Source organism: Aquibacillus albus (assembly GCF_016908325.1).
GTDB lineage: Bacteria > Bacillota > Bacilli > Bacillales > Amphibacillaceae > Aquibacillus_A > Aquibacillus_A albus.
The window spans coordinates 110,889-134,033 of the sequence record NZ_JAFBDR010000002.1; the positions used below are offsets into that span (position 1 = coordinate 110,889).

The 23,145-nt window shown below is 38.0% G+C and carries 22 protein-coding genes and 1 pseudogene; 9 read left to right on the plus strand and 14 right to left on the minus strand.

Going from position 1 to position 23,145, the window contains the following annotated elements; genetic code table 11:
• Window positions 1–19: 19 nt before the first annotated feature.
• From nikC to JOC48_RS02605, 7 genes are all read left to right on the plus strand, one after another.
• On the plus strand, window positions 20–916 hold the full coding sequence (nikC, locus tag JOC48_RS02575; RefSeq protein WP_204497485.1) for a nickel transporter permease: 897 nt from the start codon (window positions 20–22) through the stop codon (window positions 914–916).
• A gap of 11 nt (window positions 917–927) precedes the next feature.
• Window positions 928–1,848 carry a nickel ABC transporter permease gene (nikB, locus tag JOC48_RS02580; protein ID WP_204497486.1) on the plus strand — a complete coding sequence of 307 codons (921 nt, stop codon included), beginning with the start codon at window positions 928–930 and terminating at the stop codon, window positions 1,846–1,848.
• Between the two features lie 13 nt (window positions 1,849–1,861).
• Window positions 1,862–2,884: an ABC transporter ATP-binding protein gene (locus tag JOC48_RS02585; RefSeq protein WP_204497487.1), complete on the plus strand. Its 1,023-nt coding sequence runs from the start codon at window positions 1,862–1,864 to the stop codon at window positions 2,882–2,884.
• 1 nt (window position 2,885) lies between these two features.
• Window positions 2,886–3,881: an ABC transporter ATP-binding protein gene (locus JOC48_RS02590; protein WP_204497488.1), complete on the plus strand. Its 996-nt coding sequence runs from the start codon at window positions 2,886–2,888 to the stop codon at window positions 3,879–3,881.
• Window positions 3,882–3,984: 103 nt separating this feature from the next.
• On the plus strand, window positions 3,985–4,722 hold the full coding sequence (locus JOC48_RS02595; protein WP_239584144.1) for a sensor histidine kinase: 738 nt from the start codon (window positions 3,985–3,987) through the stop codon (window positions 4,720–4,722).
• Entirely contained in the window at window positions 4,719–5,414 is a 696-nt protein-coding gene (locus JOC48_RS02600; protein ID WP_204497490.1) for a response regulator transcription factor, read from the plus strand. The genes JOC48_RS02595 and JOC48_RS02600 overlap by 4 nt, the downstream gene beginning before the upstream one ends.
• A gap of 2 nt (window positions 5,415–5,416) precedes the next feature.
• On the plus strand, window positions 5,417–6,733 hold the full coding sequence (locus tag JOC48_RS02605; protein WP_204497491.1) for a sodium:solute symporter family transporter: 1,317 nt from the start codon (window positions 5,417–5,419) through the stop codon (window positions 6,731–6,733).
• Between the two features lie 185 nt (window positions 6,734–6,918).
• Here JOC48_RS02605 and JOC48_RS02610 read toward each other — a convergent pair whose 3' ends face one another.
• From JOC48_RS02610 to JOC48_RS02640, 7 genes are all read right to left on the minus strand, one after another.
• Window positions 6,919–8,091, minus strand: a complete 1,173-nt coding sequence (locus tag JOC48_RS02610; RefSeq protein WP_204497492.1) for an amidohydrolase family protein — start codon at window positions 8,089–8,091, stop codon at window positions 6,919–6,921.
• A gap of 207 nt (window positions 8,092–8,298) precedes the next feature.
• The gene (locus tag JOC48_RS02615; protein ID WP_239584145.1) at window positions 8,299–9,360 is read right to left on the minus strand and encodes an ABC transporter substrate-binding protein; all 1,062 of its coding nucleotides are present in this window, start codon (window positions 9,358–9,360) and stop codon (window positions 8,299–8,301) included.
• 20 nt (window positions 9,361–9,380) lie between these two features.
• Window positions 9,381–10,244 (minus strand): ABC transporter permease, encoded by an 864-nt coding sequence (locus tag JOC48_RS02620; RefSeq protein ID WP_204497493.1) that lies wholly within the window; start codon window positions 10,242–10,244, stop codon window positions 9,381–9,383.
• Window positions 10,244–11,035, minus strand: a complete 792-nt coding sequence (locus tag JOC48_RS02625) for an ABC transporter ATP-binding protein (protein ID WP_204497494.1) — start codon at window positions 11,033–11,035, stop codon at window positions 10,244–10,246. Before JOC48_RS02625 ends, JOC48_RS02620 begins: the two co-directional genes overlap by 1 nt.
• A 341-nt stretch (window positions 11,036–11,376) precedes the next feature.
• On the minus strand, window positions 11,377–12,063 hold the full coding sequence (locus JOC48_RS02630) for a cysteine hydrolase family protein (RefSeq protein WP_239584146.1): 687 nt from the start codon (window positions 12,061–12,063) through the stop codon (window positions 11,377–11,379).
• 269 nt (window positions 12,064–12,332) lie between these two features.
• On the minus strand, window positions 12,333–13,157 hold the full coding sequence (locus JOC48_RS02635; protein WP_204497495.1) for a SurA N-terminal domain-containing protein: 825 nt from the start codon (window positions 13,155–13,157) through the stop codon (window positions 12,333–12,335).
• 247 nt (window positions 13,158–13,404) lie between these two features.
• Complete coding sequence (locus JOC48_RS02640) at window positions 13,405–13,806, minus strand: hypothetical protein (RefSeq protein ID WP_204497496.1); 402 nt, start codon at window positions 13,804–13,806, stop codon at window positions 13,405–13,407.
• A 450-nt stretch (window positions 13,807–14,256) separates the two neighbouring features.
• Here JOC48_RS02640 and JOC48_RS21185 point away from each other — a divergent pair, with 450 nt between their 5' ends.
• The gene (locus JOC48_RS21185) at window positions 14,257–14,394 is read left to right on the plus strand and encodes a hypothetical protein (protein ID WP_239584170.1); all 138 of its coding nucleotides are present in this window, start codon (window positions 14,257–14,259) and stop codon (window positions 14,392–14,394) included.
• On the opposite strand, the pseudogene JOC48_RS21190 reads toward JOC48_RS21185, so the two are convergent.
• The 3 genes and pseudogenes from JOC48_RS21190 to JOC48_RS02660 all read right to left on the minus strand — a co-directional run bounded on the left by JOC48_RS21190 (window position 14,349) and on the right by JOC48_RS02660 (window position 16,961).
• A pseudogene (locus tag JOC48_RS21190) lies at window positions 14,349–14,624 on the minus strand (VanZ family protein). The gene JOC48_RS21185 and the pseudogene JOC48_RS21190 sit on opposite strands and share 46 nt — an antisense overlap.
• A gap of 351 nt (window positions 14,625–14,975) precedes the next feature.
• Window positions 14,976–15,218 (minus strand): hypothetical protein, encoded by a 243-nt coding sequence (locus JOC48_RS02655; RefSeq protein WP_204497498.1) that lies wholly within the window; start codon window positions 15,216–15,218, stop codon window positions 14,976–14,978.
• 210 nt (window positions 15,219–15,428) lie between these two features.
• Window positions 15,429–16,961: a YifB family Mg chelatase-like AAA ATPase gene (locus JOC48_RS02660; protein WP_204497499.1), complete on the minus strand. Its 1,533-nt coding sequence runs from the start codon at window positions 16,959–16,961 to the stop codon at window positions 15,429–15,431.
• 1,018 nt (window positions 16,962–17,979) lie between these two features.
• Between JOC48_RS02660 and JOC48_RS02665 the strand changes: the two genes are divergently transcribed.
• The gene (locus tag JOC48_RS02665) at window positions 17,980–19,533 is read left to right on the plus strand and encodes a histidine kinase N-terminal 7TM domain-containing diguanylate cyclase (protein WP_204497500.1); all 1,554 of its coding nucleotides are present in this window, start codon (window positions 17,980–17,982) and stop codon (window positions 19,531–19,533) included.
• A gap of 76 nt (window positions 19,534–19,609) precedes the next feature.
• Here the strand turns inward: JOC48_RS02665 and JOC48_RS02670 are convergent, their stop codons facing one another.
• The 4 genes from JOC48_RS02670 to JOC48_RS02685 all read right to left on the minus strand — a co-directional run bounded on the left by JOC48_RS02670 (window position 19,610) and on the right by JOC48_RS02685 (window position 22,773).
• A complete protein-coding gene (locus tag JOC48_RS02670) occupies window positions 19,610–19,912 on the minus strand; it encodes a Dabb family protein (protein WP_239584147.1) in 303 nt (100 codons plus the stop codon).
• Between the two features lie 68 nt (window positions 19,913–19,980).
• On the minus strand, window positions 19,981–20,808 hold the full coding sequence (locus tag JOC48_RS02675) for a prolyl oligopeptidase family serine peptidase (RefSeq protein WP_204497502.1): 828 nt from the start codon (window positions 20,806–20,808) through the stop codon (window positions 19,981–19,983).
• A gap of 180 nt (window positions 20,809–20,988) precedes the next feature.
• Window positions 20,989–21,672 carry a hypothetical protein gene (locus tag JOC48_RS02680; protein WP_204497503.1) on the minus strand — a complete coding sequence of 228 codons (684 nt, stop codon included), beginning with the start codon at window positions 21,670–21,672 and terminating at the stop codon, window positions 20,989–20,991.
• Window positions 21,673–21,978: 306 nt separating this feature from the next.
• Entirely contained in the window at window positions 21,979–22,773 is a 795-nt protein-coding gene (locus JOC48_RS02685; RefSeq protein ID WP_204497504.1) for a TerC family protein, read from the minus strand.
• Window positions 22,774–23,145: the final 372 nt, after the last annotated feature.

Sequence of the window (23,145 nt, forward strand, 5' to 3'; positions counted from 1 at the left end):
GTCAAAAGGGGGGGACTTCATGAAAACGGAAGTAATAGACGAAAAGATTCAAAGTCCAATAAGGAATAAAGTAAAGAAAGAAAAATGGAGAAGCTTCTACCTGCGGTTACAGAAAAACAAGCTTGCTTTAGTAGGGGGCATAATCGTCTTGTTCTATATGCTGCTTGCTTTAACAGCGTCTCTCATTGCACCTCATGATCCTTACGAGATTGATTTGTTAAACAAGTTACAGCAACCATCAATGGAACATTGGTTAGGAACAGATGATAAAGGTAGAGATGTTTTAAGCCGATTGCTATATGGTGCCCAACTTTCTTTAGGGGTTGGGTTTGCATCGCTTTTCCTCGGAGCATTTTTTGGAATTATTTTAGGAATTGTCGCAGGGTACTATGGAAAATGGATAGATACAATTATTATGCGATTTATTGATATTTTACTAGCCTTTCCCGGAATACTGCTTGCGCTCGCTATTGTGGCAGCGTTAGGTTCCAGCTTAATTAACGTAACAATCGCAGTTGGAATTTTTACAATACCTGTATTTGCGAGAATTGTTAGAGGTTCTACTCTATCTGTTAAAAAATTAGAATACATTGACGCCGTCCGTTCACTGGGAGCAAATGATATCACTATTATTTTCAAGCATATTCTCCCAAATATTCTTTCTCCCATTATTGTACAAGGGACATTACGTCTTGCAACTGTCATTCTAACGACATCAGCACTATCTTTTTTAGGACTTGGTGCACAACCTCCATTACCTGAATGGGGAGCGATGCTAAGCAATGGACGAGATTTCTTGTTTTCCGCACCATACCTCACCATATTTCCTGGTTTAGCAATTGCAACACTTGTATTAGGTTTCAATTTATTTGGTGACGGACTCAGAGATGCACTAGATCCAAGACTAAAAAAATAGGGGGATAAAATATGTTTGTTTATATTATTCGTAGATTTTTACAGACGATACCAGTACTGCTGGGCGTTATTTTTGTAGTTTTTTTAATTATGAAACTAGTCCCTGGTGATCCTGCTGTTCTTATTGCGGGAGAGGGTGCGACAGAAGAAACAATTGAAACAATCAGAAATGACTTAGGGCTCAACGATCCACTGCTCGTACAATATTTTAGTTACCTAAAAGACATTGTACAAGGTGATTTTGGAGAATCCATACGAAGTAACCGTCCTGTCTTTGATGAAATTATGGTTCGTTTGCCAATTACAATGGAGTTAGCGCTAATAAGCATCCTATTCTCTATTGTTTTAGGAATGATTGCAGGAATCTTATCAGCAACAAAACCAAATTCAATTGCTGATATAACGATTATGTTACTTGCATTAATTGGTGTATCCTTCCCAAGCTTCTGGATAGGATTAATGCTAATCTTTTATTTTTCAGTTCAATTACAAATATTCCCGGTAGCCGGCTGGGATTCATGGATGCACATTGTCCTTCCTTCTATTACTCTCGGTGCCATGGGAGCAGCAATCATTGCCAGGATGACCCGTTCTAGCATGTTAGATGTCATCCGGCAAGATTATATCCGAACAGCTCGTGCGAAAGGATTAAAAAATAGAGTCATTATTTATAAGCATGGGTTAAAAAATGCTATCATTCCGGTTATTACTGTGATTGGTTTGCAGTTTGGGGTTTTATTAGGAGGAGCAGTAATTACTGAAACTGTCTTTGCTATTAATGGGCTGGGCAGGTTAATCGTTGACTCCATCTACGCTCGTGATTTACCTATGATTCAAGGAACGGTTCTTACTGCCTCGGTTATTTTTGTCATTGTTAATCTTATTGTAGATACACTTTATCGCTATTTTAATAAACGAATCGAGTTAGATTAGGAGGTCGTGAACGATGCTAGAACAGGAAGATAAAATATTAGAAGTTCGTCAATTACAAACACATTTTTTTACAGATGAAGGAATAAGTAAGGCGGTTGATGGTGTCGATTTTGTGCTTCATAAAGGGGAAACATTAGGAATTGTTGGTGAATCTGGTTGTGGAAAAAGTATTACATCGATGTCAATTCTACGGTTAATTGACAGTCCTCCAGGAAAAATTGTCGGAGGTGAAGTTGTTTTTAAAGGAGAGAACCTCTTATCCAAAAGTGAAGCAACCATGCGCAAAATTCGCGGAAATGAGATTTCCATGATATTTCAAGAGCCAATGACTTCTTTAAATCCTGTATTCTCCGTTGGGGAACAAATTGCGGAAGTTTTCAGGGTTCACCAAAATATGGGGAGAAAAGAAGCATGGAAAAAAGCAGTTGAAATGCTGAAGCTGGTCGGTATCCCTTCTCCTGAAGAACGTGCAAAGCAGGAACCGCATGAACTTAGTGGCGGTATGAGACAACGTGTCATGATCGCGATGGCTTTGTCCTGTAATCCAGAAATTCTGATTGCAGATGAACCGACAACGGCTCTCGATGTAACCATTCAAGCACAAATACTGGAGTTAATGAAAACATTGCAAAATGAATTAGGTATGGGAGTGATTATGATTACACACGACTTGGGAGTAGTTTCAGAAACCTGTGATCGAGTTGCTGTCATGTACGCAGGGAAGGTTGTTGAATACGCCACTGCTGACGATTTATTTGATCAGCCGAAGCATCCATATACGATTGGATTAATGAATTCCTTGCCTCGTATGGATATAGACCAAGAATCGTTACAAGCAATTCCGGGGAATGTACCTAGTCCATACAATATGCCCAATGGGTGTCGCTTTGCACCTCGGTGCCCGCACGCCAAAGGTATATGTCATGACGCTATCCCAGAACTAAGAAATACCGATGATGGAAGCCAGGTTCGTTGCTGGATGTACACTCCGGAATGGGAAGATCATTCAGATATAACAAAAGCGGGGGTTAAATAACATGTCAGTTCAAACACAAGTAGCACAAGACAAAGAGCTTTTATTAGATGTGAAAAACTTGAAACAGCATTTCCCAGTCAAAGGTGGCCTTTTAGGAAGAACAATCAACCATGTCAAAGCTGTTGATGGAGTAGACTTTCAAATGAATGAAGGGGAAACGCTTAGTATTGTCGGGGAATCTGGATGCGGAAAATCAACAACAGGCAGGGCAATTTTACGCCTTGATAACCCAACTGATGGAGAAATCTACTTTCAGGGACAGAACCTTTTAAAACTTAATAAAAAGGAAATGAGAAAAGTGCGAAAGGATCTGCAAGTTATTTTTCAAGATCCATTTGCCTCTCTTAATCCTCGACAAACAATTAAAAGTATCTTATACGAGGCCCTATCTATACAAAATGTGTTACCAAAAGCAAAACGACTAGAACGGATTTACGAGTTACTGGAACACGTTGGACTCCCTGCAGATTCCATTCATCGTTACCCTCATGAATTCAGCGGGGGACAACGGCAACGGATAGGGATAGCTCGAGCTCTTGCTGTAGATCCTAAGCTGATTATTTGTGATGAAGCAGTATCTGCGCTTGATGTATCTGTTCAGGCACAAGTTTTAAACTTACTTAAAAGCCTGCAAAACCAATTTAATTTAACATTCCTATTTATCGCACATGATTTAGGAGTAGTTCGACATATTTCAGACCGAGTAATCGTCATGTACCTTGGAAAAATTGTTGAAATAGCAGATAAAAAGACACTTTTCCAAAGTCCGCAACACCCTTATACGAAAGCATTATTATCTGCCATCCCAGTAACGAAAAAAGAGGAAAAGCGAGAAAGAATTGTTTTAGAAGGAGATGTCCCTTCTCCTATTAACCCGCCAGAAGGATGTCGATTCCATAACAGATGTCCTTTAGCTGTAGATGCTTGTAAAACACAAGTTCCTCCATTACGTAATATAGAAAATGGACATCAAGTTGCATGTCACCTTGTATCGTGAAACACTAAATAAAATAGCAAAAAAAGTCGAATTATGTTAATATTTAAAAAATAATAGTAATGGATGGGATCTCATGCTTAATTTCCATAGCTTCACCATTTTTATGCTATTTTTAATTTTAGCTCCTATTATAGGAGCTATTACTTTACTTTTTTTATTTATTTTTGAAAGAAGATTTGACCTTTTAGAAAAAGAAACAGAACAAGCGGAACTTGAGAAAGAACTTCAACAAGCCAAATACCAACAATTAAACGAGCAAATAAAACCCCATTTCTTATTTAATACATTAAATGTTATTTTAAGCTTGGCTCGTCTACAACGAAAAGATGAATTGATTCGAGCTTTAGAAGTATTTTCACTCTTCCTAAAGTTTAATTATAAAACAAAGGATACATTAATCACGCTTTTTGAAGAAATCCGTTATACGGAATACTATATTGAAATTCAAAAATTAAGGTTTGGCGCCCGTTTAACAGTACAAATAGACTATGAAGAAGATCTTGCAGAAAGCCTTATTCCCCCATTTATTTTACAAACCCTTGTCGAAAATGCATTTAAGCATGCCTTTGAGGTAACAGACGATCTTGCAATTTTAACGATTGAAATCACGAAACCTGATGACCTAATTATTATGGAGGTTTCAGATAATGGAATCCAACAACACAATGAAAGCAGTCAAGATTATAGTGGATACGGTCTTGAAAATATCCATAGAAGATTATCGATTTGTTTCGGGGATGCATCTTCGGTTGAAATTAAATCTACTATAAATCAAGGTACGACTGTCCAAGTTAAATGGCCCAAAACAACCAAAACTGATATGAAAGAGGTTATAAAATGAATGTTCTTCTTGTTGATGATGAGTTAATAGAATTAGAACAACTTGAGTTCATGATTCAGCCCTTATTTCCTTTATGGAAGTTTTTTAAAGCTACAGATGCAAGTAAGGCAAAGACTATATGCAATGATATTAAAATTAATCTTGCATTCCTCGACATCAACCTGCCTGGAAAATCTGGTTTAGAACTTGGAGAACAAATCAAAAAAATGAATAGTGGTATCGATATAATCATCGTGACTGCTTATCAAGAGTTCCAATTTGCCAAGCAATCCATTCGACTAGGAGTTATTGATTACTTAACAAAACCGATCATTCAAAATGAATTAGAAGATGTACTCAAAAAATATAAAACCAATAACATGCCTAAATATACCAAAACGATTCAGGATGTATTGACAATTATCCATGAACGGTACGATGAAAAATTAAACCTTAATACCCTAGCCGCTGAAGTCTTTATGAATCCAGCTTATTTAAGTAGGAGATTTCACGAAGAAGTGAATAAACCACTATTTGAATACCTTATCCAATTTAGGATCAAGATGGCCAAAAAATTACTAGTTGAAAACACTAACTGGAGTATATCCATCATAGCAGATAAAGTTGGATTTAATAGCCAACATTATTTCAGTACAACGTTTCGAAAAGTAGAAGGAATCTCACCTAAAGACTATCGAGAGAGGAAAAGGTAACGTTGTACTATTCGTCTTTTTATCATTACCTTATTGGTTCAGTTCGGATGGGGATAGGCATAGGAATTGTTTCACTTTTAGCCAGGTGGATTACTGGGAATACTATTTTTTCCTCACCTGAAGCGATTATAAAGTATGGAATCTTCGGTGGCATTGGTTATGCCCTAATGGGAGTAATTGCCTTAATGGTCTTTGGCAAGCTAGGGTTAATTGCTAGGAAAGACTACCCTGGTGGAAAAACGCTTGGAGATTATCTGTATTATAAACTACATCCCGCTGGTTATTGGCTCATGATTGGAATTCTTATCATTTTAAGTATATCTTGCTTAATCGGCCAAGGTATTGGTGCTGGAATTCTATTAAATATATTTTTTGACATGCCGTTATTAATAGGCTTAATTTTTTCCATTTTATTTTGTATTGTTTACGCCGGAATAGGCGGGGCTGTCTGGATTCAACGATTGGAAGGTTTCCAGGTTTTTTTTATTTTTACGGCAGCCATTTTCATACCTGTCTATTATTTTATTCAAGAGGGCGTAGAAAATATATATCTAGGAATTCAACTTTACCATCCCTACCTATTGATACTTAATAATTATGAAAGTCTATTCTATGTATTTACTGGAATGATTATTGGGTTTGGACAGATTATTTCAGATCTTGTTACTTGGCAACGACTTTATATGATTAAAAAGAAAAAAGTCATACCTACATTCTTACTTGCCGGACTAATATGGTTCGCTTTTCCTTTAGCTTTTTCATCTTTTTTTATGATTGTAATATTCACAGGAGGATTTGATGGTACTTACTCTTTATGGTTAGAGCTGAGTCAAAAGTTAAATAGCTCCTCTTTACTTATAACGATATTTTTCTTATGTGCATTTAGTGCTATTACATCCACTTACGGAGCTGTTCTTCATTCACTGATTGGATTGATCGTTAAAAATGTCTATCAAATCCGTAAACCATATGTAGGTGAAAAAGAAAAAATTAAAACAGGACATACGCTTTCCCTTTTTATAGGTGGGCTATCCATAACTTTCATCCTCTTATTTGATATCAAGAATATAAAGTTTCTATTCTTCTTTGGTGATATATTCGCAGCTATTATAGCTCCTATACTTGTTATCATTTTTAGCAGAGGAAAAGTAGACAATTTCATCCCATTTAGTAGTCTAATAGGATTTGGTGTAGGATATTGTAGCCAATTATTTGTAGGAGAATTGTATAGCGTGTGGATTAGCGCTGCGACCTCGTTTTTATCTATACTAGTCTATATTCTTTTTAAAAAAGCAAACAAAGTATTCAAATCAGTTTAACTCTATTGAGTGAAATTCAGATGATAGGTCTAGAGCCTTTCATACTAAAAATGAGGCTGTACCAAAAGAAAAGGGTCAGACCCCTTAGCTACAACATCTAGTGATTATTGTAGTATAATGAGGGAGTCAGACCCTTATGGAACAGCCCTATTGCTGTACAACAGATATTTCTTTCCTTTTAACTTTTAGCGAGAAATGTACTCACTATTTAACGTTTTTTCTTCCCCAAAAATAAGCTTTCCTTTAGAAAAAACCGCTTCCCTTTTAGGAATAGAAGCCATCGCATGTTGGATGTTTTGGGCGTCGACGAGCATGAAATCAGCTGTTTCTCCGACCTTAGGGGTCAGGGAGCGATTAGTTATGAACGAATAAGCTTTTATTAATTGCTCATCTGTTACCCATCCACTTTTCTCTGCTAATCGTGAAGCTCGGTGCAGCATATCACCGTTACCATATGGAGACCAAGCATCACGGATGTTATCCGCACCAAGCTTGAACGTTACGCCAGCATCAAGCAGCGTTTCTACTCGAGGCATCGGACGATCAATAGGAACACTTGAGATGATTGATACGTTTTCTTCCCTTAAGGCTGTCATCGTATCACTTAACTCAGCATCGGATAGCATACCTAGACAATAGGCGTGGCTTACTGCAACCCTTCCTTGCTTTTTCGTTTGTCTTGTATAGTCTGTGACAAGATCTATCGTGTATTTTCCTAGGTGCCCTGGTTCATGGAGATGTAAATCAACACCTGCATCAAATTCCGAGCTCAGCTCAAACATTGCCTCTATGCTTGACTCTACTTTTCTATCAAGGCCAGCCGGATCGACTCCTCCTACAAGATCCGCTCCATTCCGCAGCGCCTCTTTCATAATCCCTACAGAATTGGATCGGATTAAGCCTTGCTGTGGAAATGCAACGATTTCAACTTCCATTACATCTTTTAATTGTTCACGTAACTGTAGAACTGCCTCTAAATGCTTCAATCCAATTTCAGGATCTACATCGACGTGGGTTCGCATTTTTGTTGTTCCATGGCTTAACATTAATTCTGACAAGATCATGGCACGCTCTTCAAGGGAACTTTGCATCGTTGACAGCATCTCTTTTTCAAACTTCAACTGTTTCGGAAGTGTAATAAACGGTTGGAGCGGTCGCCATGGCTCTCCAAGAAAATGCTTATCCAAATGACAATGCATATCCGCAAGTGTCGGTAAATATAATAGTCCCTCTGCATCATAAGTAGAAATATCTTTATTGGTACTCGAAGTTTCTACAATCTCCTGAATGGCCCCATTTTCAATGGACAGGTCCCATAACTTTCCTTCGAAGCGTACTTGTTTCACTAATTTTTTCATCTTTTCATCCTCCTAGTTATTTCAAAAGGTGTTATGTTAGATAATCGCTTTACTGAGTAGATTCTCTTTATCTAATCGTTTGTTGCAAAACGAACACGAAAGAACGATAGAAGTGCCAACAACTTGTGTTGACACTACTTTTTCATTACCTTTCATCAATCGATAATTTCCAATTTATCTACTACATTTTACCACACTATGGTTTCGTTACTTCTCAGGTAAGTACTCCGTCGTAAAGATATCTGTTGCTTCAACCTCTACTTCCATTACCCCTGCTTCATCCAGCTGGTTAATGAGCGTGGACCATCTTTCTTCCGTCATATAACCAACACCATGTTCTGCTGCATCGCCACCATAAATGAATTCTTCAAACGTTTCATTTGCATAATTTAAGGATTCCATCGATTGATCTGGATTGTGTTCATGAATTAACTCTAAGGTTCCAGTCGGTGTTTCTTTGAAATATTCCCAACCTTCACTAAAAGCCGTAACGAAATTTCTAACAGTCTCTTCATTTTCTTCTAAATAGTCTTTCGTTACATATAGAACATATTGATATGGATCGTAACCAGAATCAGAGATTAACTTAACTTCAGTTTCAACTCCCTGTTGCTCCATAAAAAATGGTTCTCCCGTTAGGTAAACTTGATTGACTGAGTCAACGTCCTGAATGAAGTTAGTATGGTCCCCTGTAAATGCCACTTCATTCACATCACTTAAATCATATTTGCTTTTAAAATACTCCCAATAAGCAATACCGGGTTGTATAAAGGCTTTTCGACCATTAATTTCATCAAAATCATCAATTCCATGTCCCTTATGAAACATAAATGCTTGTGGACTCCGCTGATTAATTGCCGCTAGTGCTACCAATTCAATTCCCTGATTTCTGGCAATTACTATCTGGTCTCCATGGGCAAGGCCAAATTCTGCGCTTCCAGAAGAAACCATCTGAATCGATGAAACTTGTGGACCACCTGGCTCAATCGTTACATCTAGATTTTTTTCCGCAAAGTAACCTTGGTCATCTGCTGCATATATTCCACCATGTCCAGCATTTGCAAACCAATTTAAAACAATTTTAACAGACTCCAGCTCCTGAATTTCTTCGCTTTCCGTTGAATCACTCGCACTATCCGACACTTCTTCCTCCTCGGATTCCGCAGCACTGCCTGTCTCATCGCCACCACAGGCCGCTAGTAATAAAATAACAGCCATACCTATCAGCAACATATTTAATTTCATAAGTCCCCCAAATTTTTTCATCATCTCATTTACACCTCTTTTTATTATTTTTCAACCTTCATAGCTGACTCGTGCCAAGATCTAAGCATAAATTTAGCAAACAAGCTTACTAGAAGATAAAAACCAATTCCTAACATTGCAGCAGCAATACCACAAGCAAATAAGTAAGGTGTCTTTACTTGAATGGCAGCAACTGTGATTGAATAACCAAGACCACCTTTACCTCCGCCAATTCCAGCAATGTATTCACCAACAATTGCACCAACGATAGACAATGTACAAGAGATTTTTAACCCAGCCATGATATACGGTAATGCAGATGGAATTCTTAACTTCCACATTCGTTGCCATTTTGAAGCGTTATATAGTGTAAAAAGATCATCCATATTCTTATCTACTGAATTCAATCCCATCAGTGTATTTGAAATAACTGGAAAGAAACCAATCAAAAATGAGATAACAACAATCGAGTTAAACCCTGCACCAAACCAAATGACGACGATTGGCGCAACAGCTACTACTGGGATTGTCTGTAAAATAATTGCGTATGGATAAATACTTCTCTCTAACATTTTTGAACTAGCCAATAGGACCGAAACCATTATTCCGATTACCGCACTGACGACAAACCCCATAATCGATTCAACGACTGTAATTTGAACGGCTGGCCATAGTAGACCCCAGTCTTGCACTACCGCATTCACAACATCAGTAGGCTTCGGTAAAATATAGTGTTTTAACCCTAAAAGAACAGGTACCGTCTGCCATATGGAAATGAATATAAAGAAGGCAACAATCGGACCAAGATAAATTTGCTTAAACTTACTCCATACATTATTTTCCTTCACACTAGCTTTTTTTGTTAAAAGTTTCTGTTTTTTGGTTACCTCCACAGAAGGCATAGACATTAAACCAACTCCCTCCCTTCATTACCGCTTTCGAGTTTTTCAGACGCTAGATCTACATACTCCGTGAACCTAGCATCTGTTCTGATAGATAACTGTCGCGGAAAAGGTAAATCGATATCAATTAATGAGGTTAATCTACCTGGACGTGCAGACATTACCGCGATTCTAGTAGAAAGAAATACAGCCTCATAGACATTATGGGTAACAAATAGGATGGTCATATTTTCCTTTTGCCATATATCTAGTAACTCCATCTGTAATGTCTGTCTAGTAATTTCGTCGAGTGCAGCAAAAGGTTCATCCATCAACAATAGCTTTGGTTTAGCTGCTAGAGCACGAGCGATCGATACCCTCATCTTCATCCCGCCTGATAGTTGGCGAGGATAAGCCTTCAAGTAATCTTTTAATCCAACCATCTCTAGAACGCGAATCGCTTCCTTTTTGTGCTCCTTTTTATCCCCTCCCCTCAACTCAAGGGGAAGAAGCACATTATCAAGGACCGTTCTCCATGGCAATAAGTTGGCGTCTTGGAAAACAAAAGCAATATCATTTGTTTCTTTAATCATTTCTTTTGGATGATTACCAAAAACGTTAACAGAACCCGCTGTTGCTTCCCCTAATCCCGCTACCATTCTTAGTGCTGTTGATTTTCCACATCCCGATGGCCCTAGAAAGCATACTAGTTCTCCTTCTCTGATCGATAAATCAAAGTCACTTAAAGCAATGATTTCATTATTGAAAACTTTATCCACCTGTTGAAATTGAACTACCTCTCGCTCTGTCTTTACCAAGGTTATCCCTTCCTTTTATCATGCTAGTTTCTCCTTGTGCGCACTGGTTTTTCTCCATCTGGTATGACCGGTCTTACCAAATTTCTAATTCCTTGGTATTTACGATATCACCATCAACATTTAATCGTCTTGTACTACGTTAACTTTTCTGACGTGGTATATAAGGAGTTATAAAAACCAGCACAAAAATGCCAGGTAATTGCATGGACCAAAGTCCGTGAACTACCTAGCATAATTCATGATCGTGTACATTAAAATTTAACCAAAATATGCCTGAGAAACTGGGCATGGATAGATGGAATCCTTTAAAACGCACTGTCTTTTATTGAAAGTTTGGACTACTACCCTTTTATTGCTCTAATCACAGATTCAGCATCACTAACACAACCAAACAAACCACTTTGCATCGTCATCACCTCTAACGATGAAAGATAGTTTTTGTATTCTGTAGCACCTGTACAATCCTTTAACAGCAAGCATTCATACCCACGATCATTGGCATCACGAATCGTTGTATGAACACATACATCCGTTGTAATTCCTGTAAAAATTAGATTTTTAATCGATTTCGTTCGTAAAATTTTATCGAGATCGGTGCCATAGAAGGCTCCTTTTCCTGGTTTATCAATAATCGGCTCACCTTGTATCGGTGTAAGCTCAGGAATAATATCCCAGCCTAGTTCCCCTCTAACTAAAAAGCGGCCACAAGGACCTTGGTCTCCTATCCCTGCATTCAACTGTCTACTTCTCCACCATTTATTCGCAGGTAAATCGCTCAAATCCGGACGATGCCCTTCTCTTGTATGGATAACTGTAAATCCAGGAATCTTTCGCACTTCTTCTAACAAGTGTTTAATAGGGGGAATGACTTTTCTAATTTCACTTACATCAATACCCATCGAGTGAATAAACCCACCTTCCCCACAAAAATCAGTTTGCATATCAATAATGACTAAAGCCGTTTCCTCAGCTGTAAAAGAATGGTCAAACGGCCATTGATAAGGTTCAGCGTCAATATAGTGTTTCAATAGAGGTAACCTCCCTAAAATCTGAAATAAATATAATAGATTCTATAAAACTAGCATTAATATTCACAGGCGGACACCTTCTTGTAAGACTTATTTACAAACCTTATCAATTATCTAAAATAAAAAAAGCCCACCACTAAACAAAGTGATCAACTGTCCTCCCACCAAGGACAAATGTCCACAGAGGGGGTCAGACCCCTATACATGGGCAGTGACCCTTTACACACAAAAAAACCAGATCCGGAATTGGACCTGGTTTTTCTGACGTATTATAAGTTAACAGTTACGTCTGCGTTTTGACGTAGCTCTTCAACGAGCGTTTGGATTACTTGCGCTTCTTTTTGACTCTTTAATTGTTGCTTAAGGTTTGGCTTCACTTCTTCAAAAGATGGAACTTCACTGTCTCCACCCATTTGCTCTTGCTGTGCCTTTACTTGCTCATAAGCTTCTTCTAGTTCTTCTTCCGTTGGTTCGATGTCACCAGATTCACTGGCAATAAGCTGATCTAATTTTACTTGAATTTCAAGCTGAGACATTACTTCTGCCTCATCCATGCCTTGCTCTTCCAAAGCAGCCATGAATTCATCCTTCGATTCAAGGCCATTTTGTTCTACTAATCCGTTAAGCGTTTCATCTATGTCTTCTTGTGAAGCCTCAAAGCCGCTATTATTTGCTTCCTGTATGAGTAGTTCTTGACCAATCATACTTTCTGCAATCTGTTGTTTTAATTGATCTTGATTAACCTCTTGTCCAGACATCTGTGATTGCATGGCTGCTCGCTGAAATTGCCCTTCGTATACTGTTTGGAACTCTTCTTTTGATATTTCTTCTCCATTTACGACTGCAACTACATCAGGGATTCCCTCTAAATCAGGCTCCGGCATTTTAGGCTGTTCGGCACCTTGTTCAGCACCTTCACCGGCACCTCCCTCGCCACCTTCTTCAGCACCTTGTTCTGCAGCAACCTCTTCCTCTTGCGTTTCCGCTTCCTCATTATTATCTTCAGTTGTTTCCCCCTCATTACCGCATGCAGCTGTAAAAGTTACGATGCCGGCAAGGGTTAAACTTAATAACCATTTTTTGTTCAATGTCATTCTCCTTCCTACCTTGTTGCAGGCTATTGTAACATCTATATGAACAGCCTGTACACCCACAAACATTTCGTATTAGACATTATTACAAGTTCTGTAATACGTCTATTCACTGTTATATAAGGCTCCCTATAAAGACAGAACTAAAAGTCTAACGAAATATGTAAAAAGTGTGGAAAACCCCACACATAAAAAAGAGGCTCTGTCCTCCCACCGCGGACAAATGTCCACGGGCGGGGTCAGACCCCTCTCACTTTTTTCTCTTCGTGAATTTTTTTATAAAATAAACCATGATTGCCATAACGATGTACATCATAAAAAACACGATAAATCCCCATAATCCGATTACTGCATCTGCGAATTCCATATTCCCTCTATTGGTGATTGCCTGTTGAATTTCAATGGCAAATACTAAAACGACCATCACCGTAAAGGTATAGATGAAGGAAAAAATCGTGATTTTACCTCTTACATTTTCTAATAACTTAAAGCAGACGTATACAAATAGGAAAGTTATAATACCGATAAAGCCAATAATCCAAAAATGTAAATCTTTATCTGTAAGCTGTAAACCCATATAATTTGATAATTCCATTAATAAATCGTGTACTTCATTAACTACATCAGCCAACAACAATATTACTTCTTTCACAGATACACCTCCAGTACATAATGATTATACCCTACTTTACCGGAACCCTTATACTTTTCTTTTAACGTACAATACATCATATGAAAAAGCTGCCAAACGGTAGCATATACAAACACATTGTCCTCCCACCGCGGACAAATGTCCACATAGGGGGTCAGACCCCTTTAACCTTAATCCAATGGAAAAAATTAACGTGATGTAAACATGAATATCAGCTTTTCTTTCAGTGACATTGGTGATATACTATTCTAGCGATGAGCTGGTTTGCATAAGACGAGATTGACACGCCGTTTAGGCAATGCACTATGTGGAGTGCTGTCTCTCGCCGCAATACGCGCAAAAAGACGTCCTATTGGGCGTCTTTTTTATATTTATAGAAGACTAGTATAGTAACTAACTCCAAGTGTCCACCATATGAAGACAAATGTCTTTTTAGAGGGTCAGACCCCTTTGAATCCGATTCTCTTCTTTATACAAAAAATTACAAGCAACATCACCATTGCCCCGGCTGAGTCAATCATTACACCGTTTATCGACGAAGTTCATCCTGGTACGATTGACTGGTGCCACTCGTCGAAAGAGGCATAGATTGTTGTAAAAAGCCATGAAAAGAATTAAGCGAACTTAAATGAAGCAATCATCATATAAATAAAAAGAGCGAGCACCGCAAAAACAACCACATGCGCGGTCTTTCTTATCGTAAAATTCATCTCACCAACATCCGGTTTTTGATCCTCCTGCACGACCTTTTTTTCAGTAGAATAATCCATTGCCTTTTCTGTCGTATTCGCCGTGCTTTGCCCAGTAAATTGTGGCATAGCAGTGAAAAAGGAAGATGACGATACACCATAGTACTGTTAACAATAACCATTCTATCTATCATAACTTATTTATAATTTTATACTTTCATCTCTAAATGAAAAATGCACGACCGTTAATAAAAGGTCATGCCTAATGGTTGGAGTTTTTTTCAGTTATTTGTAAAGGTGGACCTGAAAAATCCCTAAAAAAAGAAGTTAATTACCACTGTATATAGGATAGTTAACTACCTTTGGATTTTCATAGATAGGATCTTTCTAGGATTTCTTTTAGCATTAATTTTCTAGTAGTCTCAACCTATTCCCGCATCCCAGTGTGATCAGCGGTACTTTAGGGCACTAGGGTAATTTTTAAATAGAATTAACATGTTTCTTTTTAGAATTAATTTTCACCATCAGAAGTAAGCTGTTAATTTTCAATGAATTTCTTCCTACCTCTGTATATAGGAAAGTTGTATTTTTCTCTACCTTATCTAGTCTTGACTCAATCCTATCAAGTCGATTCTCAACTTTTTCAAAACGGTTATCCACTTGCTCAAAGCGCTTGTCCATCTGGTCAAAACGGTTGTCCACTTGCTCAAAGCGTTTATCCATACTATGACTAAGTTCTTTAATTGCTGCAATACTTCATTAAAGCCTGATTCCATTTCATCATCACCATCTTGCGTTTTTCGATTATAATCACACAATTTTTAATCCGAATGTTAGGTATAACTATTTTATCACACCCTTAAACTGCTATCTCTATTAAACTTAAATCAAAACATGGATTCTAACTTAGTAAAATACTTGGGTACCAACCTATCACTTGGCCACCACTGTTTTATTTTTACCAATTATTGAACGTCGCATTGTCATCGCTTCCCATAAAGCTTCATTTGTTATTTGCTCATCTCCATTCAAGTCAGAAATTGTTCGAGCTATTCTTAAAACCTTCATTTGAACTCTGGTACTCCAATTATATTTTGCTTGCCATTGATGAACCATTTTCTGTTGGTTAGAATCTAGATTTGAACCTTTAAGTAGAAATTCAGAGGCAACATTCGCATTTAACCTTTCATTACTGTACCTATCATATTGTCTAATCCGAGCATTTTCTACTCTCTTCCTAATTTGCTCTGATGACTCATTATACTTGATTGATTCCTTATCTATTGAGACAGCCTCTAAAGATAAAATCACGTCCATTCGGTCTTGTATTGGCCCAGAAACACGGTTGGTGTACGACGAGATTTGTTTAGGCGTACAGGTACAATAAAAATACCTAGATCCCAAGTATCCACATGGACAAGGGTTCATAGCTCCTAAAAGTAAAAACTGAGCTGGATACGTCACCGTTGAAGCAGCACGGCTTATCGTTACCTTTCCTGTTTCAATTGGCTGTCTTAACATATCTAATGTACGTTTTGGAAACTCTGCCATCTCATCGAGAAACAAAACACCATGATGCGAAAGCGATATTTCTCCAGGCTTAGGGTAAGAACCACCACCAATTAATGAAACAGCTGAGGATGAATGGTGAGGGTTTCTAAAAGGTGCTAAATGAAAACTTTCATTGGAAATCCCTGCGAGTTGATAAATACTCATGACTTCAAATTGAGCATCTTGAGTTAAGGGAGGGAAGATAGAAGGAAATGTTTCAGCTAGCAAACTTTTCCCACACCCTGGTGGACCTGACATTAAAATATTATGTCCCCCAGCAGCAGCGATTTCCAGTGCTCTCTTCGCTTTTTCATGTCCTAAAATGTGTTTAAAATCTTTATCATAAGAGGTTTCAGTTTGTTGTGAAGTTTTAGAAGAAGAGTCTTGTTTGAAAGATAAATAAGAGAGTTGACCTGATAAGGACTGTACCACTTCGTTTAGGGAGCGGACAAAACGAAGCTCCAAACCTTGGATTTGCCTTAAAGGAAAGTTTTCCATCAAAGGTAAATACAAAATCTTAAAGCCTTCCTTTTTTGCTGCCAATATTGCAGGCAACATACCTTCTACTGGCTTAATTGTCCCATCTAAAGAAAGCAAACCAAGAAAAGCAGCATCACTCGGAATTGGATAACGAATAAAATTCGCTGCCCTCATTACACCAATTGCTATTGCTAAATCAAAGATAGGACTATTCTTCCTTTGTTCAGCTGGAGACAAATTTATCACTACCTTTTGAGGGATATGACAATTATTAGCAAATAATGCTGACATTACTCGAACTTTTGCTTCTTTCACGGAAGCGTCTGGCAGACCGACAATGCTAACCCCACTCACACTAGGTATTAATTGAACTTCAACCTGGACAGGGTAACCCTCCATCCCTCTTAAACCAATACTAGAAACGATTGTTGCCATTCAAATTCCTCCTCAACATAAACAGAACACTTGTTCTGTTATTAAAATATAGAATACAACCCTCCCTACTAATTGTCAAGTTTAAAATTAATAACAAAAAAGCAGGGAACTACTCGAATTTATTTCTCGCGTTGAAAAAGACTCCTGATATTTTTGAATAATTTCATCCATGACAGTTTTCATAGAAATGTCAACGAAAATATATACATTTTTGATTTTAAAGAACAAGCCAGATTTGCTCATTTACATTTCACGGATACATGTGAATGGAGTGCTATTATAATAAAGAATACCGAGTGGCTATAACCACCCGGTATTCTAACTAATAGTTACCGTATAAAAAGCGATTGACCCAATCTTTGATGTATTACAAGTAGTAGCTGTCCTATCTATTGATGATGGGACGGTTATTTTTTTATGAAGATAACGCTTTCATAAAATGCCATTTCAAATGGCGGCAATCTACTACCCCTCTGAAAAGGAAGGTGATTCACAAACAAAATTGTTATTTCCTTCGACGAAATTCGAGCGGCGCCCATACAATTTCAATTTTTCAAAAGAATTCAGCATTAATCTATTGTAATATAATCAATTTCTTGAAAACGGTAAGTTCTCTTATATGCTTTTTACGGGGAAAGAAAAAAGAAAACGGCCGCTGCTTAGAGCGAAACTGGAAAATCCACTCTAAGTAGCGGCCTATATGTAAAAGGGGGATAGTTCTAATATGGACAAAAAACCAAAAGAATATACTAGATTAGTAGATTAATTTTCAAAACCACGGTTTCTCTTATTGCTTCTAGCACTATGGCAAAATATAGTGATAAAACTGGAACCAATACACAACTGTCCTCCCAACAAAGACAAATGTCCATATGAGGGGTCAGACCCCTCCGACAATGTACCTATTAATCCCTGCTAAATAATTCCTGTTTTTGTAACTATTAGTGCTTAAAATATAGTATATTAGTACTATAGTTAGTGATTGTTCTGTATATATGTGTTGAAGGGGGGAGCATACATGGCTTGGGGTTCACCATATTTGTTATCTTTATTTCTTTCGTTTGTGATAACGTTCGCATTATTTTTGTATAGTGTCCGTCAACGAACCGTTCCCGGAGCCATTCCGTTTGGATTGTTAATGTTATTAGGTTCCATCTGGTCGATCGGTTATGGATTTGAGATTGTTATTGTTTCCGTTCACGAAAAACTAGTTTTTAACAATATCAAACAACTTGCCATATACTTTTCACCAGTCATGTGGCTATTATTTGCCTGGGAATATACAGGAAGAAAGAGAATGAACAAAAAAAATGTACTTTTGCTCGCCGCTTACCCTATACTAATGACTGCTTTGATATGGACAAACGATTTTCACCACTTGGCTCGTCTGGATACTTTTGTTGTTACGAAAAATGGATTATCTCAAATTGAAGTAACAAGCTCATCCTTCTTTATGGTGTTTATGTTTTATAGCTTTGGTCTTTTATTACTAGCTTTATATTTCTTTCTTGAAGCCTTCCTCCGTCTTGCACCAAGATTTAAAAAACAACCATTCTTTTTAATGCTCAGTTTGCTTGTACCAATCTTATCTCAGGTTATGGATCAATTGAACTTAAATCCTTTTGAACCATTTGATCTAACACCTGTAACATTCGTTGTATGCGGGATATTCATTTTTTGGAGTATTTACTATCAAAAATTATTTACTATTTCACCGATTCCAAGAGATACATTAATTGAAAATCTTTTGGACGGGGTGATCGTCATCGATGTAACATATAGAATAATTGATATAAACGATTATGCAAAAAACTTGCTCAAAGCACATGTGTTGAAAAAAAACGATGACCTATTTGGTAGTGATATTAAATCTATATTACCACCTAATTCTCCTTTCTATGATTCTCTTACTTTCAAACACGTATTGGAGCGTGAAGTGGTGCTTGAGCTAGAAGGGGAAATGTGTTACTTCGTTTTAAAAACATTACCTTTAAAAAATGAATACCATACGGTAACCGGAGCACTTATTATTCTACATAATATTACTGAACAAAAACTATTAGAAAAGGAATTGAAGATGCTAGCAACAATAGATGATTTAACTGGTATTTTGAATCGAAGGCATTTTCTCACGACTTCCAGCAAAATGTTAAAAAGTAATACAGATGAAATTGCCGTTCTCATGTTAGACATAGACAAATTTAAACAGATAAATGACTGTTATGGACATGATATTGGGGATAAAGTATTACAATCTTTCACAGCAATATGTAAGGAGATTATTCAAAGGCACAAAGGCATTTTCGGTAGAATTGGTGGAGAAGAATTCGCAGCAACCATTCCAAAAGTTAGTTTAACCAAAGCAAACGAAATCGCTGAGGCCATACGTAAAGGGGTTGCCTCGAATAACGTGTTCATTAATGATGTGGACCAAATTTCAGTAACGACAAGTATTGGAATCTCAATTAAAGATTCAAACAATGCATCCATAGAGCAGTTGCTTAAACAAGCAGATGAAGCCTTATATCTAGCGAAGAATAAAAGAAATAGTGTGAAGCATTATAAAATATAAGCTAGTAAGTTTATTCCGTTAAAAATGGGACAAGGAGCCTGTCCCCTTGTCCCACTCTCGGATGTAGATAGCCCCTTTACGATATAGGATAATCTACAACAATGACGTCTTCGATAACCCCTTTTAAGGATTTAACAAAGTCTTGGTGAACTGGGTGAGGACCGTATTGCTTTAATGCTTCCTCATCTTCGAAGGTCACTCGTAGTCCTAGGGTATACCCTTGACCTCGTTCTTTTTCCTCCGTCACGTTTACCCCAGCAGTCAACTCAACAATCCCAGGAATAACTCCTTTAAAAGCTTTAAGCTTTCCTAGCAACTCCTCCTCTTTTTCTGCTGTTAAACTGTCGTTAAATTTAAAAAACACCATATGATCATACATGTTCATCATCCCTTCTTAATTTTTATTGTATTTGTCCTCCACACACGGACATATGTCCACAGAGGGGGTCAGACCCCTTTTTGGAAAACTTCGGCTAACCATTGTTTGCATAGGTCTAACCATGTTGCGACATGGGCGTCAGCTAAGCGTTCGTCTGTTGCGGTCTCTGCTGTTGCTAGTGATAAGCCATGAACTCCTTTAGGGTAGATATGTAATTCGAAAGGCACATTTTCTTTTCGTAAACCTTGGGCAAAAAGGAGACTATTTTCAACAGGAACACTTTCATCCTCTACCGTATGCCAAAGAAAAGTAGGCGGGGTATTGGAACTTACGTGGTGTTCCAGTGACATATCATGCAACAGTTCAGTTTTAGCATGTTCGCCAAGCAAATTAGTATAAGAGCCTTGGTGAAGGTAGTCTCCCGAACTTATGACGGGATAGCTTAGAATAAGGGCATTCGGTTTATTTTTCCCAATTTCAATACCTTCCTTTTGTAAGTAAGTTTTATCCCAATGGACACCCAAACTTGCAGCAAGATGCCCTCCTGCAGAAAATCCGCACACAGCTATTTGGTCCGAATGAACATGCCAGCTCTCCGCATTTTCACGAATAATACACATCGCCTGTGAAGCATCTAATAAAGGCTGCAAATGCATTTCTGGTTTTATCGTGTAGTAAAGAATGAAAGCGTGATATCCAGCTTCATTCCAAGCAATCGCAATTGGTTCTGCCTCCCGCTCCGAGAGAAATCCATATCCGCCACCTGGGCATATGAGAACCGCCGGCCTTTTCTTGTCCCCTTTTAATATATATGTCTCTAACTTTGGTTGGTTGGAAGGGTTTTCATTTTGATCTAGTTGGTCTCCAGTCCAAAGATCTATCACTATATTTTTCACGTAATCACCCCCTTATCTGTTTATTATTCTATATTATAGTATGAATTGGAAACGATGTCATTTGTTACTTCTTTTCATTGATTCAAAGATTGATAACCTGGAGGATAAACTTTAGTCAACCCCACCAGCTCCCGGCTGTCCTCCCAGCAAGGACAAATGTCCACAGGCGGGGTCAGACCCCTATAATTTTCCTCCTGATTCTTTTATGTTTTCTTTCTTCTCTGTCTTTGTTCGTTTCATTTTAGCGACCACCATTTTAGCTAGTTGGGATTGATAAAGGTAGTCAATGCATGTACTGATAATAATACCGTGAAGAATCACTCCGAAAACAGTTAATAACACGATAATGATATGTCCTTTTAAAGTCGTAGTTTCAAAATCCGACTGCCCGAAAAATGTGATCGTCATCAAACTGCTGACAAGCGCATCCCAATAGCTTTCAAGATTTGGCTCCAGAATATATAACGGAATAATAGATAAAAAGATAACTAGCATTGTAACAGAAACAACCAGTCCCAGGTGCTGTCGCTGTAGGAACTTAATAAATGGCATCGTATAATATTTGGTAATTGTTTTTAAACGAAGCAAATGAAGAATCCGTGCAAAACGAGCAAACTGAAAGACAGCGTCCAGCGGGATAGCAGCAATCACAAGGAATGGATTATTTTTTATAAACCCCCATTTGTTATCGCTTTTTATCAGGCGATAAATAAAGTCGACAAAAAAGATCCCCCATGTGACCCAAACGATGACCCCATCATATGCAGTACTTTTCCAAATCGTACCGATGGAAAAAGAGGCCAACAGGAGCATAAATAGCTCATATATAATTTCTTTCTTTTGTTTGTTTTGATAAGTTTTCATTTTATATCCCCACTGCAGATTTCACCTTATGAAATAATCGTACTATTTTCATTATAAGCATTGGGAGATATTTATGAAACAGTGTGTTCACGAAAGAGTAAAAACAAACACTCTCCATAGTACACGTTGCCTTTCTTAACTTTGCTCTTTCTATCAACAAATTTTATAAAAAAATACCGAGTGGCTCTAACCACCCGGCAACGAAACTGTTGACCATATGTTTGATATTTTAACTAGTCACACACACCGGAAAGTGTCCTCCCAGCAAAGACAAATGTCCACAACAGGGGTCAGACCCCTATCGCCTTAGTTAGCAGATGCTTTTGATTTTTTGGTTTCTTCGTTCTGTTCATTTGATTTTTTGCCTGACAGAAACCAGCCTCCGATTGCAGTTGCAAGTAATACGCCCCAGAAAATAACTGTCCAGCCTAAGCTATGTGCGAAATGTTCATCTAACACACCAACATGTTCGTGTGAAAGTGTAATGACAGCAAGCTTAATGCCAACCCAACCTACGATTAAGTATGCAACTGTTTCCAAACCTGGACGCACATGGAGAAGTTTGACAAACCAGGTTGCTGCATATTTAATCAAGATTAGACCTGCCAATGCTGCAATGACTATAACGGCAAACTGGGCTCCATCCATCCCACCAAATGTTGGAAGTGGGGATTCTGGTAGTGCTAATGCAAGGGCAACGGCTGCAAGAATTGAATCAATGGCAAAAGCAAGATCTGCCACACCAATCTTGGCTACAGTTGGCCAAAACCCTTTCCCTGTAGTCATTTTCCCCTCGGCATCTTCCTCTTCTTTTGAACCAATATAATTTCCGATGACATGTTTAAGACCTAAGTATATAAGGTAAGCTGCACCGATTGCTTGGACCTGCCATACATTCGCTAAAAATGAAATGGCAAAAATAGCTCCGAATCTGAAGACAAATGCTCCGATAATACCATAATTTATTGCTCGTTTCTTCTGGTCTTCCGGTAAATGTTTAGCTATAACTGCTAGAACTAGTGCGTTGTCCGCAGACAATAGACCTTCTAAAACAATTAGTACTAATAATGTCCATCCATACTCTAACCAAATGGATTCCAATTGCCTCTCTCCTCTCCAATAACTAAGTTCTTCTTAAGGTTGTTTCGCCCCTAACGAAAAAAAGACCTCTGCCGTATTTGGCAAAGGTCTTGCTAACAACCGTCTTAGTCGCCAGTAATGCCGAGAGTAAAAAATTACTCTGAAATGACGACAATTACTGCTAAAGCTACTCCCCTATTACACTTCTATAATCTTATCAAATATTCACAATATTGTACAGCATTGACAAAAGTCAACAGTTGGGGGTCAGACCCCTTTTGGGACAAAGGGACAGGTCCATCGTCCCACCTCTGTTGATTCTATTGGATAAAGCCAGACTTCATTGAAAAAACGCCATCTGCAGCTCGACTGTCCTCCACACGAGGACAAATG